The sequence below is a fragment of the Marinobacter fonticola genome (genome assembly GCF_008122265.1).
Classification (GTDB): domain Bacteria; phylum Pseudomonadota; class Gammaproteobacteria; order Pseudomonadales; family Oleiphilaceae; genus Marinobacter_A; species Marinobacter_A fonticola.
Genome location: NZ_CP043042.1, coordinates 3,916,311 through 3,935,413 on the forward strand (window position 1 = coordinate 3,916,311; position 19,103 = coordinate 3,935,413).

A 19,103-nucleotide genomic window follows, 5' to 3' on the forward strand; every position below is an offset into this window, starting at 1 on the left:
CCTAATACGAGTGTTAACGAACACTAGCTTAACCCGACTATAAAGCCTGACGCTGCCGGTAAACACAACCCAGGTCAATTGGCGTGTCGAGAGACCATTATACGCAACCCGCGGAGTGACCCGCAGTGTAGCCGGACTTTCCGCCGGACCTCAGAAAAAGCCCAGCGGATTGGTGTCGTAGCTGATGAGCATGTTCTTGGTCCGCTGATAATGCTCAAGCGCCATCTTATGGGTTTCACGGCCCACACCCGACTTCTTGTAGCCGCCAAACGCCGCATGCGCCGGATAGGCGTGGTAGCAATTCATCCACACACGGCCAGCCTGGATACCGCGCCCCATGCGGTACTGGCGATTGGTATCGCGCGTCCACACACCGGCGCCCAGCCCGTATTCGGTGTCGTTGGCGATGGCCAGGGCTTCCGCCTCGTCCTTGAAGGTGGTCACCCCCACCACCGGGCCGAAGATTTCCTCCTGAAACACCCGCATCTTGTTGTCGCCCTTAAACAACGTCGGCTGGACGTAGAAGCCGTTGTTGAACTCCACATCCAACTCCTCTCGACCGCCGCCCGTCAGCACTTCAGCGCCTTCCTGTTTACCGATTTCCAGGTAGGACATGATCTTGTCGAACTGTTCCTTGCTGGCCTGGGCGCCAACCTGAACATCAGTGTCCAGCGGGTTACCGCGCTTGATGCTCTTGGTGCGCTCCACCACCTTGGCCATGAACTCCTCGTACATGTCTTCCTGCACCAACGCACGGGACGGGCAGGTGCAGACTTCACCCTGGTTGAAGAACGCCAGCACCAGACCTTCGACGCACTTATCGATGAACTCCGGCTCGCCCTGCATGACATCGGAGAAATAGATATTCGGCGACTTGCCACCCAACTCCACCGTGGACGGAATAATGTTCTCGGCGGCGCACTTCAAAATGTGCGAGCCCACCGGCGTGGAGCCGGTGAAGGCGATCTTGGCGATACGCTTGCTGCTGGCCAGCGCCTCACCGGCTTCATTGCCGTAGCCATTGACGATGTTGATCACCCCCGCAGGCAGCAGATCGCCGATCAGCTCCATCAGCACCAGGATGGATGCCGGGGTCTGCTCGGCCGGCTTGAGTATGGTGCAGTTACCGGCGGCCAGGCACGGCGCGAGTTTCCAGGTCGCCATCAGGATCGGGAAGTTCCACGGAATGATCTGACCGACCACACCCAACGGCTCATGGAAGTGGTACGCCACGGTATTGCCGTCAATCTCGCCCATATGGCCTTCCTGAGCGCGAATGCAGCCAGCGAAGTAGCGGAAGTGATCCACCGCCAGCGGGATATCGGCATTCAGAGTCTCGCGCACCGCCTTGCCGTTATCCCAGGCTTCCGCGACCGCCAGCATTTCGAGGTTCTGCTCGATGCGGTCGGCAATCTTCAGCAGGATGTTGGAGCGCTCGGCGGCTGACGTCTGCCCCCAGGCCGGCGCGGCCTTGTGCGCAGCATCCAGCGCCAACTCGATATCTTCCGCGCTGGAGCGTGGGATGCTGCAAATCACATCCCCGGTGATGGGGGTAATGTTCTCGAAATACTGCCCCTTGACCGGCGCGACCCACTCGCCGCCGATATAGTTCTCGTATTGGGATTTGAAGGAGACGACGGAACCTTCCTTGCCAGGCTGTGCGTAGATCATGACAGAGTCCTTTTATTGTGGAATCGCGTGTTATCGAACCGAAACGGAGTTGCGTACCGCGACAGGCGTGGGACGACTTCCATAGCATCCCTCAGCCACCTATACCCGCCGAATGCTCCCTTCGGAGCGCTCACCTCGTCATTTGGTAGTAGGCTAAAAATGCTGCGAATACAAATATTAAAAGGATTGCTGGGGGTGGTTTTTCATGACTTCTGGACCTGAACGGACGAACCGTTGCAGGCCACCGCGCCCTTGGCGCTTTGCAGGGTGTTACCGTGTTTGCGTGATTCGGCTCAAGCCAGGCGATCTCATATCCCATACCAAGTTTAAAGCGGCGTCACTAAATCGCGGCATTTTCTATACCGCTTCCAAGTCTACTCTTGGGTCGAGCTAAAGGGGTCAGAGTGAACTGCCCCCAATTACTCCCTAACGCTTATACTCGGCGATAAATTGGCGCATATCGTCGACTAGTTCCTCAAGCGCGGTCGCGGTCGAATTAACGCGCTCGGCCTCTTCAAGCACTTTGCGGTTCTGGTTTGCCGCCTGCTGTAAGCTCTGGTTGATATCCAAGGAGGCTGCGGCCTGCTGCTCAGAGGTCGAGGCGATTTGGTAGTTCATCTCGTTCACTTTGGCAATCGCTGATTCTATATATTGAATAGAATCGCCCGTTTGGCGGATGGATTCGCTGGTCTCCAAGGACTGGCTTTGGCCTTGCCCGATAGCCGAAAGCGCCGCCTGAGCACGATTAGCCAGAGCATCAATCGTCTGCCGGATATCTTGTGTGAACTCCTGCGTCCGACGGGAGAGGGAGCGAACCTCATCAGCGACGACCGCGAAGCCCCGCCCCTGCTCACCCGCCCGCGCCGCTTCGATGGCCGCATTCAGAGCCAGCAGGTTGGTTTGTTCAGAAATATCGTCAATCGATCCGATAACCTGGCTAATGGTAGCGACGTTTTTGACGACCAAGTCGACCGTGTCGGCGGATTCTTGCAGGGACCGATTCGTCGCCTCGGTGAGATCAATCGACTGATGGATTCGGGCTTGGCCTTCTGCCGCATGGCGGTATGCCACGTCCGACGCTTCAGACGCGACCTGCGCATTGGTAGCAACAGCCTGAACGGTTGTGGTCATTTCCTCGGTCGCAGAGGCGGCCTTTGCCGTCTCGAGACTTTGAGCTTCCAAAACCGTATGCGAGCCATCGCTCAGTGAACTCAGCGTCGCGGCATTGGCGCTCACCCGTTCAGCGAGTCCGCCGACTCTTTCAATTAATGCCCCAAACTGGCTGAGCAAATTGTTGAACGACGATACCGTGATGTCGTCGCCGCGGCCTTGCAGTCGGAGCGTTAAGTCCTTGTCGTTACAAAATTTTTCCACGAGCCCGATCATAGCATGCGATGTCTGTCGCTCGCGCCCGAGGCCCAGGGCAAAATAGATGAGGACGCCTGCCTCAAATATAACGAAGGCGGCGTGAAGTAACGCGATCGACCAGCTGCATCCATAATTAAAAACCATCAACGGCAGTCCGCCAATCGATGCCTCGCTTAACTGGAGCGCCGTCAGTGCCAAATGATGCACCGCTATGAGTCCGGCTGCGGCGACAACAGGAAGCCAGTCGCGATAAGCCATGATGATGGCAAGCGCCGCAAAAATGTGGAAGTGCATTTCAATCCGTCCAAGCTGGGCCTGAATCATGATTGCGGAAAACATCATCAATACAGCCGCAGCGACGACCGAGAAGCCCCTGGTGCCCCTGAGAAAGCTGTAACCAAGCATTGCCAGGCCGCTCGCAATAATCACTCCGGCAATGGCAAACGAGTGGGTGCCATACCCGACGGGCACCCAGAGTGCGACTACCGGTGTATGGGCCATGATGATAAACATTAGCTGGCGATCTGTTTTAAGACGTTCGCGCTTTGAGTAGGAAGATGTGCTGCTCATTTTGTGCTCGGACCGAATGGTCTTACTTCAGCGATCAGACGATGCATGTCCTCTTGCAGCCGCTCTAGATCTAAGTTGGAGGTGGGATAAACCAGGACCTTACGGCCCGCCTTGGTTACCACATGTAAGAAAGCGTTATGATCGAGTCTGCCATTTCTGGGGATACCATTGACGTTTGCCTGATAAGCGTGCGCCAGACGCCGCGCAGCCTCCTCGCTTGGCGGGAGGTTAAGTCGGAAATTTGGACCGAAGTGTTCGAGGGTGCGGGCAATGGCCCCGTCTTTATCCTGCGACGGCATCAAGCTGACAAAGACATAGTGAATGGGTAGATCGGTCAGCCGTTGGCTGATTTTGTAAAGGTTTGCAAGCTGGGGCGGACAGACATCATCACAGTGTCCGTAACCGAAGAAGACTATACTAAGCTCACTGCTATCGAGCGGGGGCACCTCGACATCGGTGCGGAAGCCGTAGTAACCCGACTCATTCGAGAGCGTCAACAGCATTGGCAACGATGCTATGGCGAGTGCACAGGCAAAAAAAAGCAGGCAACAGCGTAAAATATACTTCGATCGGCTCATTGTACGAATGTCAATCTACTACATGTTATTGGACACGAATGCTACTTACGTCGCGCGTGGCTGATCAGATCAGTGGAGACACGGTGCGGCGCTTTTAGAGCCAAAGTCGGGCGTGCGACAGTCAACCATTGCCAAAGGGGAACTTGCTTATTGCTAGCAAGCTTTCGAAAGGCAAAAGCCAAGGCCAACCCCCGTGCGTACTTCCTGCTTGATTGTGTATGGGGCGAGATTGTCCGGATTGCGCTTTTCTTTTTTGTGCGAGGCGGGTACTCAACATCGATCTCGTCACCTCAACAATTGTCGATTGCTGAGCGGGTTATTCTAAATAGCGCGCATGTTTGTTACTGCTCGCATCATTAGCCGGTTAGCTAACAGCGATGACTGTCTGGATTACACTTTGGCGCAATCGCACACCCCAACGACCCCGGCCTTGCGATGAGGCTCATATTGCACTTCAGCATCGCCCTTCCCCCGTGGCTCAAGGGAAGGGTATGACTCGCACTTTATGAAATCACTCTCCCGAGTGAGGCGGACGGACACCTCACTCATCCCGGGTATTAGTGTGTATTTGCAGAATGAGAAGTATTAGTCGTGAATTCAGCCACCAATGCCTGCAACTCCGTAGCCATTTTTGCAAGATTTACGCTGGCCAGGGCCGCCTGCTCAGACCCTTCGGTGGTTTCGTCGAATGATAGATTGATGCTGGTGATCGTTTTATTGATTTCTTCACAGACAGCGCTTTGCTCTTCCGCTGCACTCGCAATCTCGGCGCTCATGTTGACGATTCGATTAGTGGACAGTCCGATGGATTCGAGAGCGGCGCCAGAGGCCTGGGATTTCGTCACGGCATCGTCGCTCTGGTTCTGACTCTGACGAATCAGTCGAACCACCTCATTCGCACCATTGTGTATCTTTTGGATGATATCCTTGATTTCTTCGGTACTATCTTGGGTTTGCTTGGCCAAAGAACGAACTTCATCCGCAACCACGGCAAATCCGCGTCCATGCTCACCGGCCCGTGCCGCCTCAATAGCCGCATTCAGGGCCAACAGATTGGTTTGCTCAGCCACCCCCCGGATTACATCAAGTACGGTTCCAATCGCCTCACTGTTCGTGGCGAGGGCATTGACCGCTTCAGCCGAGTCGTCAATGCTCCGTTCGACGACGTTGATTGCCGAAATAGCTGCTTCTACGATCGACTGCCCCTGCTCTGCGTTGGTTTCAGCGTGCCCCGCGGTTTCGCGCGCTAACTCTGTGTTTCGGGCTACTTCCTGAATGGAGGCACTCATTTCATTGATCGCGGTTGCCAACTGCTCGGTATCGGCTTGTTGGCGCTGCATCGTCTGGCTTGTCTGTTCCGAGATAGCAGAGGTTTCTTCCGCCGACGACGACAATTCAATACTGGTTTGCGAGACCTGCTCGATGACACGTTCAAATTTGTCCATTGTTTTGTTAAACGAGGCGGCCATCTCGCCCAACTCGTCCTTGGCCATGACCTCCGCTCGCGATCGCAGATCAAGTTGTTTACCAACCCGCGTAATTGCGTTTGTGAGGCTTTGAACCTGCGCATTCAGCCCTTTCGCAATATTGAAGCCCAACAGGCCAGAAACAGCGAGAATAGCGAGAGTAATACTGCCGAACACCATCATGCCCGTAAACGTCGAAGTCTCCTGCGCTTCGGCCACGTCGCGAATGGTTTCACCAGTTGTTCCAATGACGTTGCCGAGGGCAGCAATACGCTTGCTGGCTAAGTCAAACCATTGCGGTCCCGTCAATGCTAGAGACTCAAGCCGGCCCGTATCCATGATGGTATTCTGCACCCGTGCAATGGCCTGGTTTTCGGACGATGACATGAAGTCGGAAATCTGCCGCTCGACCGCCGGCCACGCCAGAAAAGCGGCGTTTTCCAATGCGTTACGCTGTTCGGTAATTTTCGGGGCATGGTCAATTGCGGTCATTCGGTCGTAGCGATCGTCAGTGAAGGCTGCGGCAAGTATGCCGCGCTCAATCCCGGCTGCCTCCTGCGCTTCGACCAGATAGCCCTGATAGGTCAGCATCTCGGCGAGTGACGGGTCCCCCATGCTGCCGGCGATCCGCCGGATCGATCGGATAAAGGCCTCGGTGATCTCCGTATAACTCTCCATGATCTCTGCCGAGCTCATCTCGCTGCGATCGACTCGTGACCGTGTACTTTGCACAACATCAAGACGATTCTTCAGCTTTCCGAGAGAACCTTGAATCGAATCACGCCCCTGCGTCACTGAAATGGCATCAATAGCTACCTTGACCTGACGCCACTGGGAATCAACCTGCTGTCGTTGATCACGCAATTTGGCCAGCATGTCCGTCGAAGCAGCGGCGGCAACGGCAGCGGACAGGCCGCGCTCTTTTTGGAGCGCGACTAAGCCAGGAAGTAGCGTTTCGATAAGCGCAACATTCTCTTGCGCAAGTACAGCCTGCTGATGCTTGTATTTCCGATCCCCTATATCATCAACCGCAAAAAACATGAGGCTGACAAGGGGGATAAATAGTGCGATTTGGAGCTTTCTCTTGATAGACAGTGCTGACATCTTTTTTAGTCCGGGGATAGAAAAAACGAATTAATCATACCCCTAGATATCGAAAAAATATGCTACCCAATTTTAAACTATTGAAAAATCATAGACACAAACACTAAGCAAATATACTTATCTGCTAAAGCATTAAACGCGCATTTTAAAATATGCGCCGCCAAGTACAAACAGACATATAAGAAAGCCGTTATCAAAGGAACGACACAAAGGGCAACTTGGAAAAACAGAATAAGTCGATGACTCGACTATAATATTATCGTGATCTGTGTCGCTAATTAACATTAAATGACAATTAATAACCTACAACTCAGAAAAACGACTTTTTGAGGCATTAAAAACTACCTATAGCAGTTAATATTACTTCGAATCATTGCACTAATTTTTGGGGCTGCCGTATTTATTAATAGAAGCCGACTAAACCATCAATGCAGTCAATCTATCGTTTGATATCTGTTAGCGAGGCCAGTCCCTCTTCGAACATCATCTCTGCCCCTTCACCGATCTATTTAATACACATGATACTCCAATAAATCTCCTCTGCAGCACTATGCTGCTACCACTCAATTACGTCCGAGATACCGCCACAATGCGCTCTGAATATCATGTAGCCCGCCCCAATGATTGGGGGGTCTGATTCGGTGGGCCAGTGATTCGGTCGATTCGGGGGTCAGATTGAGTTAATTTTTATCAGATCTACCAATCGCTTAGTCCGGCTACCCCCAAGTTTTGAGAACAAAGAGCAGTATGTGCCCTGTCTTAAGGCAGGAGCTTGGCGAATGGTGCACCGATTTCACCTTGCTGCGCAGGACGTTTAGCTCTTAGCTCCTGAATTCAGATAATAACCGCAGCACTTTGGCGTAACCGGGTAGAGGAAGGAGGGCCGCTGCCGGTACCCTCATTCGCTTTACCGACCAAAGTGAAGCAGTGATGGGATACCGACAACTGACCCAAGAGCAACGATACCAGATTTCCGCCCTGCTTGTGGCGGGCAAGAGCCAGCGACAGATCGCTACCTTGTTGGGCTGTCACAGCAGCACGATCAGCCGAGAATTGAGGCGTAACGGCACATCGCAGGGTTATCAGGCGGACAGAGCACACCGAAGTAGCGAACAACGACGCAGCTTGGCGACCAAGGCTCACAAGCAGGTGTACACCTTGATTGACTGGGTGAGCAGCCTGATCCGAAAGCGCTGGAGCCCGGATCAGATCGCCGGAGTGATGGCGCGACTGGAATCGCTTCGGGTCAGCCGTCAATGGATCTATGACCTCATTCATCGTGACCGGATTAAGGGCGGCACGCTCTGGACCTATGGCCGCCAACCTCGACGACGCCGTTGCCAGAGGAGTCTGGCCAAACGGGCCGGGTTGGGCAAGATCCCGAACAGAACCGGCATTGAGCACCGCCCTCGGAGATTGATAAGCGAGGTCACCTGGGGCACTGGGAAGGCGACACGGTCCTGTACGGCCATAAGCAGTCGGGCGTTGCCACACTGGTGGAGCGTCGGAGCGGCTACCTGCTGGCAGGCCAGCTAAACCGTGTCACGGCCGGCCTGACCACGAGCGCGATCATACGGTTAATGCGACCGATCCGGGGCGCGGTGAGAACGCTAACGCTGGATAACGGCAGCGAGTTTGCGAACCACCAGTGCATGGCCAGGACATTGAACATGAAAACGTACTTCTGCGATCCGTACCGCTCGGGACAACGAGGTACCAACGAGAACACCAACGGTCTGCTCCGCCAATATTTTCCCAAGGGAACGGACTTCGCGAACATCAGTCAGCGCGAGCTTAATTGGGTCGTGGACGAGCTCAACAATCGCCCCAGAAAACGGCTGGGATATCGGACACCGGCAGAGGTGTTCTGGGGTGAATACTCCGGAGCACTACCAACGAGTGGTGCTGCACTTATTACTTGAACTCAGGAAAACAGGTGCTTATTGCAACGTAAGGTAAATGACGGCGTGGCTGCCCTATGTGTCAGCGTAGTTGTCGCCTGATGATTTCAGTGACTAACGGGGGTCGGAGTGCATTAAATTTGATCAGTTCCGTACATGCTAGTGGCTTGTTTAGCCGGACAGACTCCAGACGGCATCGAATCGCTCCAGCGACGATGCTTCCGTGCTGAGCCAATCCATTATGCGCCGCGCCTGCTCGGCGCCGGCTTGATCTTGATGTCGTAAGCGTCCGGCCCTGACCAGCGTGTCCCTCGTGCTGACGCGTATCGGCGACGGTCTAAAATTAATTCGATCTGACCTCTGGAACCTCCCTCACTCAAGTTGATTTGAGGATTTTATCGCCTCTACTCCCGGAGAAAGCGGGACAGAATTATTTCGATGTTCAACATGCTCAAGGAGTCATAACGATTTATTGTTGTTCATATTGATGACAATTAAACCAATCTGAAAGTCAGGTAGCCAACCTGCATTGTTGCCTTTGGGTCCGGAAGACTTCCACGGCCCACCACTCTGGCAGACCATGGAAGCAGAACCGAAGAATTAGGCGATAGCCCCGCTTATCCGTTCAGCCAGCTCGTCGTCAATCTGGTTGGCCTTTTTTGCGGCGGGCCGGCTTTCCATGCGTTTGACGTAGTCCTGAAAGATGTCATTCGGTGGCAGGTTCTTCTGCATCGTCTCCCATCATAGGTAGCTGCTGACCAGCACATCGGCAGCGGTGAACTGTTCCCCACAAATATGCGCCCCTGTCGATAGCGCCTGCTCCAGCGATCCGATGACGTCTTGCAGGCGGCCACAGCCCACGGCCTGAACATTGGAATCGTCGATGCGCCAATCGTAGGCGGTGGCGGTGGTCGCCATTTCGAACGGCCCGGCCATGAAGAACAGCCAGCGGTAGTAAGGCCCACGTTCAGGGCTGTCTACAGGCGGCGCCAGCCCCTTATCCGGGAACCGGTCGGCCAGGTAGGTGCAGATGGCCGCCACCTCGGTAACCACGGTGTCGCCGTGCTTGATGGCGGGCACCTTACCCATGGGGTTGATGGCGAGGTAATCGGGCGTCTTCATTTCCGCACCAAAGGACATGATCTCGGTTTTATAGGGGATGGCCAATTCTTCGAGCATCCAGCGCACGACCCGACCGCGGGACATCGGGTGGGTATAGAACGTCAATTCTGGCATGGCGGTTTCCTTCCTTGTTGGTGAACATGACTGCTGCAAGGTCAGATTAGAGTGGTAATAGGAGAGAAAGCGTCCTATATAAGCGGGATCATAAAAATTTAACGCTTAGCCGAAAGGGGGGAATTATGTCGGGGCCCACAACCCGCGTACTGGCAGCATTGGAGCTGCTTCAGTCCCACCGACAAATAGGTGGAGGCGAACTGGCGGAACGCCTGGGGGTGGATCGCCGTACCGTGCGCCGTTATATCTCGGTGTTGGAGGAGCTGGGCATTCCCGTCACCACCGAGCAGGGGCGCTATGGCGGCTATTCCCTGGTGGCGGGCTTCAAGCTGCCGCCGATGATGTTCACAGACGAAGAAACACTGGCTATCGCCCTGGGTCTGCTGACCGCCCGCCAACTGGGGCTGGCGGCCTATGCACCCGCCATTGCCGGCGTGGAAGCCAAGCTGGAGCGGGTCATGCCGGAGAAGCTGAAGCGCCGGGTACGCGCGGTCCGCGACACGACCCGTGTAATCCTGCCCCGGGGCGAACCCAGCCTCGACGACAATGCTCTGCTAACCCTCACCCATGCTGCCGAAGACAGCCAACGGGTGGCCTTCCGCTACCACTCGCCCGAGCTAGGCATGATGGACCGGGCCATCGATCCCTATGGTGCCGTGTTCCGGCAGGGACGATGGTATGTCATCGGGTTCTGCCACCGGCGCCAGGCTATGCGCTCCTTCCGGCTCGACCGGATTGATCGCGTGGTGGCGCAGCCGGAGACGTTCCAGCGGCCGCCGGGTTTCGATCCCGCGGAATTCCTTCAGGATAGCCTCTCCTCCTGGGGTCAGGCATACGAGGTGAGCGTGCTACTACACACGGACCGCAAGACTCTCGCTGCCATGGGCACCTTTATGCCCGAGTGCACGGGACCGTTCGAGTCCCACGAGGATGGCTTGCTGCTGAACACCCACACCGACAGCCTGCAATGGTTTGCCGGGTGGCTGGCGCAACTGCCCATCCGCTTCACGGTTCTGGCCCCGGAGGGGCTGAAGCAGGCGTTGCGCCGACATGCGCAGCAATTGATGACGGCCTGCGGCCCTGATTGAAGGAAACAGCCGTGGGTCGGCTAACTTCGGGAATATATGAAAACGGGACGCCTATGTGAAAACGGAATACCCATTAGCCAACCTCCCCTAGCCCTGCTCCAGTTCCGCTGATGATCGGTTGACGGCCTCAAGCCGATACCTTCAGCGCACGTCGCCCACGTAAAGCGGACGGCCAGCGGCGATACCAAACAGGAGAGTCGCGAGGGCAATCACGCCAATGAATACGCCGGCCACCTGCCAGTTGTGGAAGGAGTCGTGCAGCAGCCCCAGCACCAGCGGGCCGGTGGCCGCCAGAGTGTAGCCGACGCCCTGAGCCATGCCGGACAGGCGCGCGGCGGTCTCGTGGTCCCGGGCGCGCACGGCCAGCAGCGTCAGCGCCATACTGAATGTCCCGCCCTGGCCCAGACCGAGGATAACCACCCAGAACCAGATGCCACCGATCGGCGCGTAAATACAGCCCAGCAGCCCCGCGCCGGTAAAAAGGACGACCAGCGCTATCATTACCCGCTGGTCCCGCATATGACTGCTGATCCATGGCGCTGCGATAGCTGAGCCGATCTGAATTAGGATCGAGACGGACAGGCCAATACCGGCATCCACCGGAGTCAGCCCGCGATCCTGCAGAATGGTCGGTAGCCAGCCAAACACCGAATACGCCAGGGACGATTGCAGTCCCATATAGAGCGTCACCTGCCACGCGAGCGGATCACGGAACAGCGAGCGGGCCGGTTTGGACGGGGGCTTCGGGATGTGCTTGCCGTCAAGCTGCAGCCACCAGAATACAACGGCCACCCAGGCCGGGATCGTCCAGATCGCCAGCGCTGCCTGCCAGTCGCCACCGAAGGCCAAGCGCAGAGGCTCGGTTGCGCCAGCGGCGGCCGATGCACCGAGGCAGAGCACGGCGGTATAGAACCCCGTCAGGATGCTGGCGGTCGCCGGGAAATCGCGCTTGACCACGCCCGGCAGCAGCACGCCCATCACGCCGATACAGCCGCCGGCGATTAGCGTGCCGGCAAACAAGCCGATAACACCGCTATAGGGTCTCAGAAGCAGAACCGTGCCCAGCATTGCCGTCGCCGCCAACACAGCCCGGTCTACCCCGATACGTCGGGCCAGCCGGGGCGCCAGCGGTGCGCACAGACCCAGGAACAGGACCGGCAACGTCGTTAAGATTCCCTGGCCGAAAGACGACAAGGCCAGTCCCTCGCCGATGCGCGTCAGCACGGGGGACACGCTGGTCAGGGCCGGGCGCAAATTGAGCGCCACAAACAGCAGGCCGGTCAACGTGAGGAGGGTGGACGACGCACGGGATTTCACAGAGGCCTGAGTCATAAGATCATGTATCTGCCAGAAGTGGGTTCGAGTGAACGACGATCACCGGACTCACGACACTGGGGGGACGGTCGTGAGTTATGTCGCTTGTACGGATTGCCCGTGACACAGATCGGATGGGCTGGAAAAAAGAAACTCTCGATCAATAAACTTAATAATTACAAGCATTTGTTGCACCCCGGCCTGCAAAGAGATAGTACCTCAGGCGGCATATTGCAGCCAGCCAAGTATTTGGCGTGCCGGCGCACAACCCAAAACTAAACCGTTGGTCTCCTTTGATTGCTGGCTAGGGCTCTCGCTGGCCCGGCTACAGACACCGACTCAGTCGAGCTAGCACGGTCCGCACAACCTGGCGCCGGGCTCGACGCTGATCCCGCTTCACCTGCTCCAGATCAATACCTCCCAGTCCATCTCGATATCTGGTTGGAATACTTACCTTGAGCGCGTCATCGCTACGTTCACTTCCGCCTTTATCCTGGTCCCGGAAAATTAATGGACTGGCGTTGCGAAAGTACTGTGCTTCTCCTGAAATCATCATCTTCCGACCTCCTTAACGCCGCCCTGACGTGACGCGTTGGTTATCTCATGGGTTCGGTAAGATGCTAGCCTTGTTCTAGACTGCAAGACATTCCCCAAGCGCGAGTGTTTACTTTGCAAAAACGAACAGACAAACAAGAGAAGCGTGCTGCGCCTGCAATGCAGAAAACACGTAATCATCTGGCGTGGAACGACTTTGAGTTGGTTCTGGCCATTGCGGCTGCCGGCTCTCTGTCTGGTGCCGCTCGCACTCTGGGCGTCAGCCACGCGACCGTTTTCAGACGTCTTGGCGATACCGAACAACGACTGGGGGTGACACTCTTTGACCGGAGTCGTACCGGCTATCAACCGACACTCGCCGGTGAAGAGCTCGCCGAAACCGCCAAGGTGATGGACGAGGCCGCCCTGACCGCCGAGCGTAAAGTCGCGGGTCGTGATCTGGAACCTAGCGGGGAAATCTGGGCTACAACAACGGATTCCTTGCTCATGGGACTGTTGGCGCCCCTGTTTACGCAGTTCCGAGATAAGTATCCGGGCATTCTGCTGGATGTGGCCGTTTCCAATCAGCTATTCAACCTGACACGGCGGGAGGCGGACGTTGCCATTCGCCCGTCCAACCGGCCACCGGAAAACCTGATCGGCCGGCCGCTGACGACCATTGGCCAGGCCGTTTATGGGCACCGTAGCTTAGGCCTGTCACCGGGGGAGACTATCGATGCCTATGCGGGCCAGCCCTGGATCGGGGCCGGGCCGCGACTGACCGATTCAGCACTGGACCAGTGGATGGACAGTCACGCATTGAAAACGTCCTGCATCTACCGCGTCGATACTTTGGTCAGCATATTGAGCGCCGTTCGTTCCGGAATGGGCCTTGCGGTCCTGCCGTGTTATCTGGCGGATGGTGATACAGACGTTGTCCAGCTCACCGATCCAATCCCTGAATTGGAGTACGGCTTGTGGTTTTTGATGCATCCTGATCTGCGAGGCGTGGTCCGGATTCATGCCCTGATGGATTTTCTGACGGATGCCATACGGGCACAGAAAGACCGTCTTGCGGGAACCGCAGTTCTAACGGGCAAGTCGAATTAACCCTGATCCGTCAAGGAAGCCTCCGCTTCGGGGATACTCGAACGGGCCAGCCCAACCACTATTCCCTATTCGTAAGCCGACTAAAGGCGGTGGCGTGGCTGATGCCGAGTCGCCCCCGAAAAGACAGGCGCTATCGGAGTTAGCCTGCACGATCTGAAGGTCATCCTGGCGAATCGCCTGTTCATTCATGCAAGCGTATCTTTCAGTTTTCGGGAATACCTGTTACCTCATGAACAGCTTAGGCTGTTGGAAAATGGACGTAACAGGGAGCCATGTATGAATATCCTCATTGTGCTTGCCCATCCCGAGCGCGACTCATTCAACGGGGCCTTGGTGGATGTGGCGATGGCGAGGCTTCAGGAGGCCGGACACGCGGTTGAATTGGATGATCTCTACCGGGATAACTTCGATCCCGTGGAACGGGCCTCGAACTATCCGATGGATTCTGCTGCTGACCACTTCTCGCCGTTAGCCGTACAGCGGGAGAACTACAAGCAAGGTAGCCTGCCAGCAGACGTGCAGCGGGAAATCGCCCGGTTGGAATGGGCGGATCTGGTGATTTTCCAGTTCCCGCTATGGTGGCACGCGCAGCCCGCTATCCTGAAAGGGTGGTTTGACCGTGTGCTGGTTTATGGCGGACTCTATTCCGGTAGCATGCGCTATGACCGGGGGTATTTCCGGGGCAAGCGAGCGATCTGCTCGGTCACAACAGGATCGCCTGAACAGGCATTCATGCCCTTCGGCCGCGCGGGCAACATGGTCGAATGGCTATGGCCAATGCATTCGTCCCTTTACTATGTCGGGTATGAGGTTCTTGCGCCCCAGGTGCACTATGGTGTGCAGGGCGGCGGTATCCAATATCAGGAGGAAGCGGCGTTTAGGGCCAGGCTTGTATCCATGGAAGAAGCCTGGGCCTCACGGCTCGCTGGCTTGGCGCAGGAATCTCCGATTCCCTTTAGCACTTGGGACGATTGGGATGAGAACGGCGTCCTGAAACACTCCCACCCACTGCGGTGGCGACTGTCCTAAGCCTTGCGTCATTTAGGGTCTACCAATGGCGGATGGGTTTTCGAGGGTCAATTTTCGGGATCAGAGCACGTTAATTTTTATCAGAAAACAGGTACGTGATAAGAATGAAGATTGAAACGACGAGCCTACCTAGCGCCGACGTAACATGCGCGACATGCCGAGCGAATTGTTGCCGCTTAGAGGTCATGCTGATTACGGAAACGGGTGTGCCCGAAAGGTATGTTGAGTTTGATGACTGGGGTGGAATGGTGATGGCTCGCCTGGAAGACGGTTGGTGTGCAGCTTTGGACCGATCGACCATGCTTTGTAGTATCTATGACAAACGCCCATTGATCTGCCGTGAATTTGAAATGGGCGGCTATGACTGTCTCGCTGAACGAGCTGCTCATATCGAATAAGTAGAAGGGACCTGGCTGCATTGATCTCGATCATCACGAAGCCCGGCGTTCAGCCTCTTTCGGGTGCAGCGAAGCGCCCTGAGCTATCCTCCCTGTATACTCTCAACGATCTGGCTCGCCGAAGCCCTTCCGGCGGGGCCTGTTCGGCCCCTTCCTAAGCTCCGCAAAAAACGCCGTTGAGTAATGAAGTTATGCACAGGGAGACAATGGTGCAAATTTGCGAAACAGAGAGGTTGATTGTTCGCCCGTTATCCCTCGCGGACGTTCCCGCATTGACCGAAATTCTAAGCGATCCTGAAGTGATGAAACACTCGGTCCGTGGTGTTTGTGATGAGGCCGCCACCCGCAAGTTCATCGAGTGGTGTTTAGCCTGTTACGAGTCACATGCCGTGGGGCCGTGGGCACTCATCGATAAAAAAAGTTCTGACCTCATAGGCTTCTGCGGTGTGGGACCAGAACTGGTCGCTGATGTTGAGGAAATCAGCCTTGGCTACCGACTTGCCAAGCGCTGCTGGAATAAGGGGCTGGCATCTGAGGCAGCCAGAGCTGTTCTAAATTACGCTTTCGGGAAGAAGCTGTTCCACTCGGTGGTCGTGATCATCGAGCCTGATCATGTGGCATCGCTGAAGGTTGCTGAGAAAGCAGGGTTTACCAACTTCGATGCCCTCGAATTTCATGGCCGTCCAGTGAGAGTGTACCGGCTGACCCCAGAGCAGTGGGGCTCATTGCAGAATAACGCAATGCACGCGTCGAGCGCCTGATAACTGCCACTACGAATAACGCACATCCCATCGCTGCTATTGGATAATTTTTAACCGCTTTGCTACTCCAAAATAGCTGCAAAGCCCCGTTATGTGCTTAAGGAGAAGCCGTTTGAACATTAGGGATCTGCCCTTCGGGGTTACAGACTGGTCTGAAGTTGAGAAGACTGAACACACAGGGGAACAGGGTGCTGCTTATTGGCAAACCCGTACCTTCGGTGATATCCGTGTTCGTATGGTCGAGTACAGCCCCGGTTATCTGGCTGATCATTGGTGCGCCAAAGGGCACATCCTGCTCTGCTCGGAAGGTGAGCTCCACACTGAGCTAAATGAAGGCTACAGCAAATGCTATGGGCATCCATGCTGAAGACGAATCACTTTGGTCAGATACCCAGCACGTCAGGGAGATGTTGTCGCACGCCGGAGCCGAGACGTCGGCCGATGAAATTCCTTTTGAATCATGGAATACGCTGCCGGATTTGGCATTACTGTCCATCAAGCACCATCAGGAAGATGGAAAAAATTTCTGGCACTGGGTGGTTTTCAAGCGCATAGATGGTCAGGGTTTTGTCCTGGATTCAGCGAGTTACCTGCCATCCAATATTCGAACGGACTTCAATGAGATGGACCCTAAGTGGTTCATTGAGGTAAAGAAGCCAAGCTGTTAAATACGCCCGGGCGGTCGCCGGGCGCTTGTCACTCGCGCCGTTTTTAGCCGGCGTTAAAGCCTTATGCAGTTCGAGGCGGCGGATTGAATTAGTTTTGGTCAACTCTCGCCCCGACTGGTTTGATAACAAATCGCGCGGTTACTGGCCCGAAGGTGTTTCTTCGCGCAAAGCCGCCGCCAGAATATCGCTCCCGCGTCCCAGCCGCCGCAGGTGGCTCACCGCCTGCGGCACAGTCATCGCCAGCGGACGAATGCGATCTTCAACGAAATAAGCCACCGAGCCCGACCAAGGATCTGGCGCTCCCGGCAGGTAAACCACCACGTTGCCACTGTCTAGCCGCTCGATCTCGAACCCTAGCTGGGCATTGTCGTCGAACTGCACCAACACCGGCTGCATGCTGCGGGTTTGGCCCTCTTCCATCTGCAAGTGATCGGCGAAGCCCTTAACGAAGGCGTAGCCGGGAATGGCTAGAAGGCCGTTGTCGATTCGTCGATAGGCCCGGCGCGCCAGTTTGCTACGAGCCGCTAGTCCCGCAATGAAGCAGATGAACAGGAGCGCCAGCAACGCCAGTATCTCGGCGACAGCCACACCCGCCACAGAATCAACGGGCAGCAGGCGCCCTAACGGTTTGGCCAAGTGCAGCATGAGCGCATAAGCCTTGCCCAGCACGACAAGAATGACCACCAGCGGCAGCAGAAACACGATTCCACCGACGATAGTCGTGCGGATAAATGTCATGAGTGCTCCTCTTTATGCGTCACGCCGTCGGGCTTTCCCTAGGTTGTGCGTGGGCATTGGGCCCGTTTGCTTAAACCTCGGGCCTTCAGCGAAGGATATTGAGGCACGACCTTAAGCGTAGTCTTCAAATCGCGCGCCCGCCGGTCCGTGCAATGCCGTCGACTCGTTATGATCGAACGCTAAGGAAAGGCCACAGCCAAAGAACACACGATCCTAGACAAAATATAAACCACCGAGCCCGGTCAAAGTCCCGGTGAGGCCAACAAAGGGCAAACCAATCCCTCAAAGATCCCTCGACGCATTGAAATAACGTAACCTCTTTATGTGTCCCACCGCACAGATTCCACACGCGCCCTTATCGGATCATCAGTGTTGCACACCGACCAACTTAACGACGGATAAGGGTAGCCAGGCTGGCTCGAATGTCGCCATTGCCGCCGGTGTGCCAGGCATGGTCGACAGGTTTTTTTGGCAGCCCCATACCAGGCACCCTCCTTCCGTACGCTACCAAAGGATTGACGCTATGAACTGGGACAAAATCGAAGGCAACTGGAAGCAGATGAAGGGTGATGTCAAAACTCGGTGGGGCAAACTTACCGATGATCAGCTCGATGTCATCGGCGGCAAGCGCGAGAAGCTGGCTGGTCAAATTCAGGAAAGCTATGGCGTTGGCCAAGAAGAAGCCGAGAAGCAAATCAAGGAGTTCGAAGATACCTCCAGATAATCTGCTTTCGTAGCCCAGAAGAAGCCATCACTAGGTGCTGTGAACTCGTGATGGCTTCCGCCTGTTGGTATCTGCTGCACCCGGATCGGGCAGCAGTCTGTCGTACTCTTTTTTGACCACCGCATAACACTCGCAGCTCAGCCGTTCGAGCGCGCCGCGATTGAGCACGCTGATATGGCCCCGCTTGTAAAGAATAACGCCGAGCCTGTTCAGCCTACCTGCGGCATCCGTCACACCCTCCCGACGCACGCCGAGCATATTGGCGATCCGCTCCTGGGTCATCGTCAGTTCATTACCGTGCAAGCGGTCTAGCGCGAGCAGCAACCAGCGACAGAGCTGCTGGTCGATGGAATGGTAACGGTTGCATACCGCTGTCTGCGCCATTTGGGACATTAATGACTGGGTATACCGCAGCATCAGATCCAAAAATCCACCATGACGGCTGAACTCGTCCTTAAGGTACTGACTTGGCAGCCGGAAGGCAGCGCCGGCACTTTGGGTGATCGCCCGGCTCGTCGTACTCTCTCCTCCCATGAATAGAGCCACACCAACGATGCCCTCTCTCCCCACCATCGATATTTCCGCTGCAGCGCCATTGCTCATCACGTGGAGCAGCGAGACGATACAGTCAGCGGGAAAGTAGACGTAATGTTCAGTCTCACCCGACTCGTATATCACTTTGCCAAGGGGCAGGTTCACCCGCTCAAGGTGAGGTAGCAGACGGTCCCGGGCATCCTGAGGCAGGGCCGCGATGAGAAGATTGTCTTCCGGGGAAGCGGCTTTCAATATGGTCGCTCCGAAGTGCTTGCCGATGGACGTGCTCGCGGATGGGCGTGCCTGCGGCC

16 protein-coding genes and 2 pseudogenes are annotated in these 19,103 nt (G+C 55.8%); 9 read left to right on the forward strand and 9 right to left on the reverse strand.

Annotated features, from left to right (window positions below; translation table 11 throughout):
• Positions 1 to 150: 150 nt before the first annotated feature.
• The 4 genes from exaC to FXO11_RS17445 form a co-directional block, all read right to left on the reverse strand.
• A complete protein-coding gene (exaC, locus tag FXO11_RS17430; RefSeq protein ID WP_148864216.1) occupies positions 151 to 1,671 on the reverse strand; it encodes an acetaldehyde dehydrogenase ExaC in 1,521 nt (506 codons plus the stop codon).
• 426 nt (positions 1,672 to 2,097) lie between these two features.
• Positions 2,098 to 3,609: a methyl-accepting chemotaxis protein gene (locus tag FXO11_RS17435; protein WP_148864217.1), complete on the reverse strand. Its 1,512-nt coding sequence runs from the start codon at positions 3,607 to 3,609 to the stop codon at positions 2,098 to 2,100.
• The gene (locus FXO11_RS17440) at positions 3,606 to 4,112 is read right to left on the reverse strand and encodes an SCO family protein (protein WP_168203193.1); all 507 of its coding nucleotides are present in this window, start codon (positions 4,110 to 4,112) and stop codon (positions 3,606 to 3,608) included. The genes FXO11_RS17435 and FXO11_RS17440 overlap by 4 nt, the downstream gene beginning before the upstream one ends.
• 632 nt (positions 4,113 to 4,744) lie before the next feature.
• Positions 4,745 to 6,757, reverse strand: a complete 2,013-nt coding sequence (locus FXO11_RS17445) for a methyl-accepting chemotaxis protein (protein ID WP_148864219.1) — start codon at positions 6,755 to 6,757, stop codon at positions 4,745 to 4,747.
• 930 nt (positions 6,758 to 7,687) lie between these two features.
• On the opposite strand from FXO11_RS17445, the pseudogene FXO11_RS20545 reads away from it, so the two are divergent.
• Positions 7,688 to 8,679 (forward strand): annotated as a pseudogene (locus tag FXO11_RS20545) (IS30 family transposase).
• A gap of 579 nt (positions 8,680 to 9,258) precedes the next feature.
• Here the strand turns inward: FXO11_RS20545 and FXO11_RS20595 are convergent.
• On the reverse strand, positions 9,259 to 9,390 hold the full coding sequence (locus tag FXO11_RS20595) for a hypothetical protein (protein ID WP_264766185.1): 132 nt from the start codon (positions 9,388 to 9,390) through the stop codon (positions 9,259 to 9,261).
• Between the two features lie 9 nt (positions 9,391 to 9,399).
• Positions 9,400 to 9,894, reverse strand: a complete 495-nt coding sequence (locus FXO11_RS17455) for a glutathione S-transferase family protein (RefSeq protein ID WP_227545952.1) — start codon at positions 9,892 to 9,894, stop codon at positions 9,400 to 9,402.
• A 125-nt stretch (positions 9,895 to 10,019) separates the two neighbouring features.
• On the opposite strand from FXO11_RS17455, the gene FXO11_RS17460 reads away from it, so the two are divergent.
• Positions 10,020 to 10,982 carry a helix-turn-helix transcriptional regulator gene (locus tag FXO11_RS17460; protein ID WP_148864220.1) on the forward strand — a complete coding sequence of 321 codons (963 nt, stop codon included), beginning with the start codon at positions 10,020 to 10,022 and terminating at the stop codon, positions 10,980 to 10,982.
• Positions 10,983 to 11,123: 141 nt separating this feature from the next.
• On the opposite strand, the gene FXO11_RS17465 is transcribed toward FXO11_RS17460, so the two are convergent.
• A complete protein-coding gene (locus tag FXO11_RS17465) occupies positions 11,124 to 12,314 on the reverse strand; it encodes a CynX/NimT family MFS transporter (RefSeq protein ID WP_148864221.1) in 1,191 nt (396 codons plus the stop codon).
• Positions 12,315 to 13,010: 696 nt separating this feature from the next.
• Here FXO11_RS17465 and FXO11_RS17470 point away from each other — a divergent pair.
• From FXO11_RS17470 to FXO11_RS17495, 6 genes and pseudogenes are all read left to right on the forward strand, one after another.
• Positions 13,011 to 13,940 (forward strand): LysR family transcriptional regulator, encoded by a 930-nt coding sequence (locus FXO11_RS17470; RefSeq protein WP_148864222.1) that lies wholly within the window; start codon positions 13,011 to 13,013, stop codon positions 13,938 to 13,940.
• A 276-nt stretch (positions 13,941 to 14,216) separates the two neighbouring features.
• On the forward strand, positions 14,217 to 14,969 hold the full coding sequence (locus FXO11_RS17475; protein ID WP_148864223.1) for an NAD(P)H-dependent oxidoreductase: 753 nt from the start codon (positions 14,217 to 14,219) through the stop codon (positions 14,967 to 14,969).
• A gap of 104 nt (positions 14,970 to 15,073) precedes the next feature.
• On the forward strand, positions 15,074 to 15,367 hold the full coding sequence (locus tag FXO11_RS17480; protein ID WP_148864224.1) for a YkgJ family cysteine cluster protein: 294 nt from the start codon (positions 15,074 to 15,076) through the stop codon (positions 15,365 to 15,367).
• 206 nt (positions 15,368 to 15,573) lie between these two features.
• On the forward strand, positions 15,574 to 16,128 hold the full coding sequence (locus FXO11_RS17485; RefSeq protein WP_227545953.1) for a GNAT family N-acetyltransferase: 555 nt from the start codon (positions 15,574 to 15,576) through the stop codon (positions 16,126 to 16,128).
• Between the two features lie 91 nt (positions 16,129 to 16,219).
• Positions 16,220 to 16,465: pseudogene (locus tag FXO11_RS17490) on the forward strand (DHCW motif cupin fold protein); the annotation flags it as partial.
• Positions 16,458 to 16,796, forward strand: coding sequence for a hypothetical protein (locus FXO11_RS17495; RefSeq protein WP_202980371.1), 339 nt, complete (start codon positions 16,458 to 16,460; stop codon positions 16,794 to 16,796). The pseudogene FXO11_RS17490 and the gene FXO11_RS17495, both read left to right, overlap by 8 nt.
• A gap of 138 nt (positions 16,797 to 16,934) precedes the next feature.
• Here FXO11_RS17495 and FXO11_RS17500 read toward each other — a convergent pair whose 3' ends face one another.
• The gene (locus tag FXO11_RS17500) at positions 16,935 to 17,534 is read right to left on the reverse strand and encodes a DUF502 domain-containing protein (protein ID WP_148864225.1); all 600 of its coding nucleotides are present in this window, start codon (positions 17,532 to 17,534) and stop codon (positions 16,935 to 16,937) included.
• A 523-nt stretch (positions 17,535 to 18,057) separates the two neighbouring features.
• On the opposite strand from FXO11_RS17500, the gene FXO11_RS17505 reads away from it, so the two are divergent.
• Positions 18,058 to 18,258: a CsbD family protein gene (locus FXO11_RS17505; protein WP_148864226.1), complete on the forward strand. Its 201-nt coding sequence runs from the start codon at positions 18,058 to 18,060 to the stop codon at positions 18,256 to 18,258.
• A gap of 30 nt (positions 18,259 to 18,288) precedes the next feature.
• On the opposite strand, the gene FXO11_RS17510 is transcribed toward FXO11_RS17505, so the two are convergent.
• The gene (locus tag FXO11_RS17510) at positions 18,289 to 19,047 is read right to left on the reverse strand and encodes a Crp/Fnr family transcriptional regulator (RefSeq protein WP_148864972.1); all 759 of its coding nucleotides are present in this window, start codon (positions 19,045 to 19,047) and stop codon (positions 18,289 to 18,291) included.
• Positions 19,048 to 19,103 lie beyond the last annotated feature (56 nt).

What these genes read in the sequence shown, in the direction of transcription:
- FXO11_RS17495 (WP_202980371.1), top strand. Translation starts at nt 16,458, where the DNA reads ATGAAGGCTACAGCAAATGCTATGGGCATCCATGCTGAAGACGAATCA.
- FXO11_RS17470 (WP_148864222.1), top strand. Translation starts at nt 13,011, where the DNA reads ATGCAGAAAACACGTAATCATCTGGCGTGGAACGACTTTGAGTTGGTT.
- exaC (WP_148864216.1), bottom strand. Translation starts at nt 1,671, where the DNA reads ATGATCTACGCACAGCCTGGCAAGGAAGGTTCCGTCGTCTCCTTCAAA.
- FXO11_RS17440 (WP_168203193.1), bottom strand. Translation starts at nt 4,112, where the DNA reads ATGCTGTTGACGCTCTCGAATGAGTCGGGTTACTACGGCTTCCGCACC.
- FXO11_RS17485 (WP_227545953.1), top strand. Translation starts at nt 15,574, where the DNA reads ATGGTGCAAATTTGCGAAACAGAGAGGTTGATTGTTCGCCCGTTATCC.
- FXO11_RS17460 (WP_148864220.1), top strand. Translation starts at nt 10,020, where the DNA reads ATGTCGGGGCCCACAACCCGCGTACTGGCAGCATTGGAGCTGCTTCAG.
- FXO11_RS17465 (WP_148864221.1), bottom strand. Translation starts at nt 12,314, where the DNA reads ATGACTCAGGCCTCTGTGAAATCCCGTGCGTCGTCCACCCTCCTCACG.
- FXO11_RS17445 (WP_148864219.1), bottom strand. Translation starts at nt 6,757, where the DNA reads ATGTCAGCACTGTCTATCAAGAGAAAGCTCCAAATCGCACTATTTATC.
- FXO11_RS17435 (WP_148864217.1), bottom strand. Translation starts at nt 3,609, where the DNA reads ATGAGCAGCACATCTTCCTACTCAAAGCGCGAACGTCTTAAAACAGAT.
- FXO11_RS17480 (WP_148864224.1), top strand. Translation starts at nt 15,074, where the DNA reads ATGAAGATTGAAACGACGAGCCTACCTAGCGCCGACGTAACATGCGCG.
- FXO11_RS20595 (WP_264766185.1), bottom strand. Translation starts at nt 9,390, where the DNA reads ATGCAGAAGAACCTGCCACCGAATGACATCTTTCAGGACTACGTCAAA.
- FXO11_RS17475 (WP_148864223.1), top strand. Translation starts at nt 14,217, where the DNA reads ATGAATATCCTCATTGTGCTTGCCCATCCCGAGCGCGACTCATTCAAC.
- FXO11_RS17505 (WP_148864226.1), top strand. Translation starts at nt 18,058, where the DNA reads ATGAACTGGGACAAAATCGAAGGCAACTGGAAGCAGATGAAGGGTGAT.
- FXO11_RS17500 (WP_148864225.1), bottom strand. Translation starts at nt 17,534, where the DNA reads ATGACATTTATCCGCACGACTATCGTCGGTGGAATCGTGTTTCTGCTG.
- FXO11_RS17455 (WP_227545952.1), bottom strand. Translation starts at nt 9,894, where the DNA reads ATGCCAGAATTGACGTTCTATACCCACCCGATGTCCCGCGGTCGGGTC.